This is a genomic window from Paraburkholderia atlantica, from assembly GCF_009362785.1.
GTDB lineage: Bacteria > Pseudomonadota > Gammaproteobacteria > Burkholderiales > Burkholderiaceae > Paraburkholderia > Paraburkholderia atlantica.
The window spans coordinates 1-6412 of record NZ_WHNQ01000108.1 but is presented as its reverse complement, the minus strand read 5'-3'; the positions used below and the strand labels follow the sequence as shown (position 1 = coordinate 6412).

1 protein-coding gene is annotated in these 6412 nt (G+C 65.6%); it reads left to right on the top strand.

Features of this window, described 5'->3' with window-relative positions; genetic code table 11:
• A partial coding sequence (locus GCT19_RS40520; protein ID WP_152854985.1) for a non-ribosomal peptide synthetase occupies nt 1–6412 on the top strand: 6412 nt, incomplete at both ends.

Here is a 6412-nt window from a genome sequence, read left to right as displayed (position 1 = left end):
TCGCATCGAGCCGGGCGAGGTGGCCGCGCACCTGTGCGGACATGCATGGGTACGCGAGGCGGTGGTGGTGGCGCGCGAGGAGCGGGCCAGCGAGCCGCAGCTGGTGGCGTATGTGGTGGCCGCAGAGGAGGCGCAGGAAGCGCAGCTTGCGGCGACGCTGCGCGCGCATCTGGTGGGGCAGCTGCCGGACTACATGGTGCCGGCGGCGTTCGTGCCGCTGGCGGAGTTGCCGCTGACGGTGAACGGCAAGCTCGACCGCAAGGCACTGCCCGCGCCGGCTGACGATGCGTATGCGCGGACGACCTATGAGGCGCCGCAGGGCGCAGTCGAAACGGCGCTGGCAGAGATCTGGGCCGAGCTTCTAGGGCTGGAGCGGGTCGGTCGGCATGACCACTTCTTCGAGCTCGGCGGCCACTCGCTCCTCGCGGTACAGGTGTCGAGCCGGCTGTCGCAGGCTGTTGGGGTCGAACTGCCGCTGTCGACGCTGTTCGCCAGGCCGGTGCTGGGCGATCTTGCGGCAAGTATCGTCGAGGTATTGAGCCGCTCCGGTCCCCAACACCTGCCGGCGATTGTGGCCGTATCGCGCCAGGCGCCGCTTGAGCTGTCGTTTGCGCAGCAGCGGCTGTGGTTTCTGGCACAGCTGGACAAGGACAGCGCCCGCTACCACGTTCCGCTGGGGTGGCGGCTGCAGGGCAGGCTGGATCGCGCGGCGTGGCGACGCAGCCTCGATCAGCTGTATGCGCGCCACGAGGCGCTGCGCAGCGTCTTCGTTGATGCGGAGGAGGGGCCCCGGGTTGAGATCCTGCCACCCGGCACGGGCCTGCCCGTGCTGGAGCACGACCTGCGGGAGCGGCCGGATGCGGCGGCGGCGCTTGTGGCGCTGTGCGCCGAAGAGGGGTGCATGCCTTTTGATCTGGCGCGCGGGCCGCTGGTCCGCGGGCGCCTGATCCGGCTGTCGGAGCAGGAGCATGTCTTCCTGCTGACCCAGCATCACATCGTCTCGGACGGCTGGTCGGTGGGGGTGCTGGTACGGGAACTGGGCAGCCTGTACCGGGCGTTCGTGGCCGGACAGGCCGATCCCCTGCCGGTGCCGGCGATCCAGTATCCCGATTATGCGGCCTGGCAGCGGCAATGGCTCTCCGGGGAGCGGCTGCGGCGTCAGGCGCAGTACTGGCGCGAGACCCTGTCAGGCGCACCGTCCATGCTCGCGTTGCCGACGGACCGGCCGCGCCCGGCGCGCCAGTCGTTTGCCGGCGCCACGGTGCCGGTGGAGATCGATGCGGAGCTCACGCGGGAACTCAGGCGGCTGGGCCGTGAGCATGGCACGACGCTGTTCATGACGGTGCTGGCGGGCTGGGCGGCGGTGCTCTCGCGTCTGTCGGGGCAGGACGACATTGTGATCGGGGTGCCGAGTGCCAATCGGGGTCGCCGGGAGATCGAAGAGTTGATCGGCTTCTTCGTCAACACCTTGGCGCTCCGGGTGGACCTGTCGGGCGGGCCAAGCGTGTCGGAGCTTCTGGAGCGGACACGGCGTACGGCCCTGGGGGCGCAGGAGCGTCAGGACCTGCCATTCGAGCAGGTGGTGGAGATCGTGCAGCCGCCCCGGGCGCTTGACCACACGCCATTGTTCCAAGTGGGGCTGGCCTGGCAGAATAACGCGCTGGGGCGGCTCGATCTTCCCGGGCTGGGCGTGGAGGAGGTGGTGGACAATGCGCCCGGGCAGATCCGGTTCGAGCTGGAGCTGAACGTAGGCGAGTGTGACGGGCGGATCGTGGGCACGCTGGGCTATGCCACGGCGCTGTTCGAAGAGTCGACGGTCAGGCGGCAGCGGGATTATCTGCTGGCGCTGCTGCGGGCGATGGTTGCAGACGCGGGCCAGCCGGTGGAGCGCATCGACATCCTGCCGGCGGCGGAGCGCCGGTATCTGCTGGAGGAGCTGAACCGCACGGAGGCGGCGTACCCGTCGGAGCGGTGCATCCATGAGCTGTTCGAGGCGCAGGTGCGGCGGGCGCCGGAGGCGGTGGCGCTGGTGCATGAGAACGAGAGACTGAGCTATGGCGAGCTCAACGCGCGGGCCAACCGGCTGGCCCATCATCTGATCGCACTTGGAGTCAGGCCGGGAGATCGCATTGCGACAGTGCTTGACCGCTCCGTCGCTCTTGTGGTGGCGCAGCTGGCGATCCTGAAGACGGGCGGAGTATATGTGCCGATCGATCGCGGCCTTCCCTCTGCACGACAGGAATGGCTGTTCGCTGATTGTGCTGCCCGCCTGGTGCTTGGCCAGATTGACGGCGACAAGCTGGTTGAGGCGACGATACCGGTTCTGGCTATTGAGCCGCTCATAGTTGGAACGGGATGTAGTTCCGATCCTCGCCTGGCATTGACCGCTGAGGCTGCCGCATACGTAATGTATACCTCCGGCTCAACCGGCCTTCCCAAAGGAGTTCTTGTCCCTCATCGTGCTGTCAACCGGCTCGTGATCAACAATGCATATGCGAAGATCGAGGCGGGCGATCGTGTGGCATGGGCCGGCAATCCCGCCTTCGACGCAAGCACATTCGAAGTGTGGGCGCCACTACTTAACGGTGGTTGCATTGTTGCAATGCAAGCTGTCGCAGACCCTTCCAGCTTTGCCCGGGCGCTTAAACAGCACCGGGTGACGTCACTTTTTCTAACAACAGCATTATTCAATCAATTTACATCATCGATTGCTCCCACGTTAGCCCAACTTAAGTACCTCCTCTGTGGAGGGGAGCCCAATGATCTCCGCTCATTTCTGAGATTGCTGAAAGAAGAAGGCCCCGTACGTCTCGTTCACTGCTACGGCCCGACCGAGACGACGAGCTTCGCGACAGTTTACGAGATCAATTTGAGTAACGAAACACTCCGCCGTATCCCGATCGGCCGTCCGATTTCGAACACGCGGGTTTATCTGCTGGACGGTCATGGCGCGCCGGTGCCGTTTGGTGCGGTGGGCGAGCTTTATATTGGCGGGGCGGGGGTCGCGCGTGGCTATCTGAACCGCCCCGAGCTGACCGCCGAGCGGTTCATCGCCAGTCCCTTTGTGGAGGGCGATCGGCTGTACCGCACGGGGGACCTGGGGCGGTACCTGCCGGACGGCAATCTGGAGTTCCTGGGCCGCACCGACGACCAGGTCAAGATCCGGGGCTTTCGCATCGAGCCGGGCGAGATCGCGGCGCGGCTTGGCGAGCACGCCTTTGTGCGCGAGGCGGTGGTGGTGGCGCGACAGAACCGCGCCGGCGACAGGCGTCTTATCGCCTATGTGGTGTGTGCGCCCGAAGCTCAATCGGATGGGCTGGATGGACCTGAGCTTGCCAACACCTTGCGCGCGCACCTGAGTGCGCGGCTGCCGGCCTACATGGTGCCGTCGGCGTTCATGCGGCTGGCGGAGTTGCCGCTGACGGTGAACGGCAAGCTCGACCGCAAGGCACTGCCGGCGCCGGCTGACGATGCCTATGCGCGGTCGGCCTATGAGGCGCCGCAGGGCGCAGTCGAAACGGCGCTGGCAGAGATCTGGGCCGAGCTTCTAGGGCTGGAGCGGGTCGGACGCCACGACAACTTCTTCGAGCTCGGCGGCCACTCGCTCCTGGCGGTGCAGGTGTCGAGCCGGCTGTCGCAGGCTGTTGGGGTCGAACTGCCGCTGTCGACGCTGTTCGCCCGGCCGGTGCTGGGCGATCTGGCCGCAAGCCTTGGCCGTCCTCATGAGGTGACGGTGCCTGCCAGCCTGATCACTGAGCAGAGTACGGCGATCACGCCGCAGATGCTGCCGCTGACCGAGCTGGCCCAACCGGAGATCGACCGGATCGTCGCCACGGTGCCTGGTGGCGTCCGCAACATCCAGGACATTTATGGCTTGTCGCCGCTGCAGGACGGCATCCTGTTCCATCATCTGCTGGCTAGCCGGGGCGACCCCTATCTGCTGGTGTCGCAGATGGCGTTTGCCGACCGTAACCTGTTGGAGCGCTATCTTAGTGCGGTTCAGCAAGTGGTGGACCGGCACGACATCCTGCGCACGGCCTTTGTCTGGGAGGGACTGTCGAGCCCGGCCCAGGTGGTGTGGCGTCGTGCGTCGCTGGAGGTGAGCGAGGTCGAGCTGGATGGCTGTGATGGTTCCGGCGCCGATGAGCTCCGGCGCCGGTTTGATCCGCGCCGGCAGCGCATAAATCTTGGCCGGGCACCCTTGTTACGGTTTGTGACCGCGCGCGATCCCGGCAGCGGTAGCTGGCTGCTGCTGGAGCTTCTGCATCATTTGATCGGGGATCACACGACGCTGGAAGTGATGCATGACGAGGTGCGGGCCATACTGGCAGGGCGGGCCTATGAACTGGCCGCGCCGCTGCCGTTTCGTAATCTGGTGGCGCAGGCGCGTCTTGCTGTTGATGCCAAGGCGCATGAAGAGTTCTTCCGAGGACTGCTGGCCGACATCGACGAGCCGACCATGCCGTTCGGGCTAAGCGAGGTCTACGGCGACGGCAACGGCGTCGGCGAGGCGCATTGGATGCTGCCGCAGGCGCTCAACGAGCGGCTGCGCGAACAGGCGCGGCGGCTCGGGGTGAGCTTGGCCAGCCTGTGCCACCTGGCTTGGGGGCAGGTGGTGGCGCGCAGCAGCGGCCGAGAGCAAGTGGTGTTCGGCACGGTGCTGTTGGGCCGGACGCACGCGGGTGCGGGCGCAGACAGGACAATGGGCCTGTTCATCAACACCCTTCCTGTGCGGCTTGCCTTGGACGAGACCGGGGTTGCGGCGAGCGTGCGCAGCACCCACGCGCAGCTTTCCGAGGTGCTGGCGCACGAGCATGCCTCCCTGGCGCTGGCGCAACGCTACAGCGGCGTTGCGGCGCCGGCGCCGCTGTTCAGTGCGCTGTTGAACTATCGCCATAACAGGCCGGCGGCCACGCCCGGCTCCGGAATGGATGATGTCCTGTCGGGCGTGGAATGGCTCGGCGGCGAGGAGCGCACCAACTATCCCGTGAGCCTGTCGGTCGAGGATTATGGCGAAGCGCTCGGCCTAACGGCGCAGTTGGCGAAGCCTGTCTCTGCGGATCGGGTCTGCGGCTATATGCAGCGGGCGCTCGAGCAACTCGCGGAGGCGCTGGAGCATGCCCCCACGACGCCGGTGCGAGAGCTCGATATCCTGCCGGCTGGGGAGCGCAACTATCTGCTGGAGGATCTGAACCGGACGGCAGCGGCGTATCCGTCGGAGCGGTGCATCCATGAGCTGTTCGAGGCGCAGGTGCAGAAGGCGCCGGAGGCGGTGGCGGTGGTCCACGAGAACGAGAGACTGAGCTATGGCGAGCTCAACGCGCGGGCCAACCGGCTGGCCCATCATCTGATCGCACTCGGAGTCAGGCCGGATCAGCCGGTGGCGATCTGCGTGGAGCGCAGCCCGGCGATGGTGGTGGGGCTACTGGCGATCCTGAAAGCGGGGGGCGCCTATCTACCGCTGGATCCGGCCTATCCGTCCCAGCGGCTGCGCCAGGTGCTGGGCGATGCCGCTCCGCAGCTGCTGCTTTGCGATGCGGCCGGCCGCGCCGCACTCGGCCCCGAGGTGCTGACCGATGTGATAGCGGTCGATCTGGAGACGGCCACGCCGGAGTGGGCGAACCTGCCGTTCTCCGATCCGGACCCGCGTGCGCTCGGCCTGACCTCGCGCCATCTCGCCTATGTGATCTACACCTCAGGCTCAACCGGAAACCCAAAAGGCGTCATGGTCCAGCATCGGGGGTTGGTCAATCTGGTGTTGGCACAGGTCGGTCTTTTTGGCGCTTCTTCCAACAGCCGAGTGGCGCAGTTTGCGTCCATTGGGTTTGATGCAAGCGCTTGGGAGCTTCTTATGGCGTTTGGCTCTGGAGCCGCATTGCACTTGCCTGCGGACGAGATACGTCAAGCGAATAACAAGCTATCGGATTATCTTCGAAGCGAACACATCACGCATGCGACGTTACCCCCAGCATTGCTGCAGACAAGCAAGAATCTGGAATGTTTGGCTTCGCAAGTTCTCATTCTTGCTGGAGAGCTTCCGAAAGCTGAACTCATCCAAAGTCTGGTCCCTGCATCAATTGTCAACGCTTATGGCCCGACCGAAACAACAGTCTGCGCGACAGTCTGGAATTGCCCGGCTGATTTTAATGGGTCAGTGGTCCCGATTGGCCGTCCGATTTCGAACACGCGGGCTTATCTGCTGGACGGTCATGGCGAGCCGGTGCCGTTTGGTGCGGTGGGCGAGCTTTATATTGGCGGGGCGGGGGTCGCGCGTGGCTATCTGAACCGCCCCGAGCTGACCGCCGAGCGGTTCATCGCCAGTCCCTTTGTGGAGGGCGATCGGCTGTACCGCACGGGGGACCTGGCGCGGTACCTGCCGGACGGCAATCTGGAGTTCCTGGGCCGCAATGAC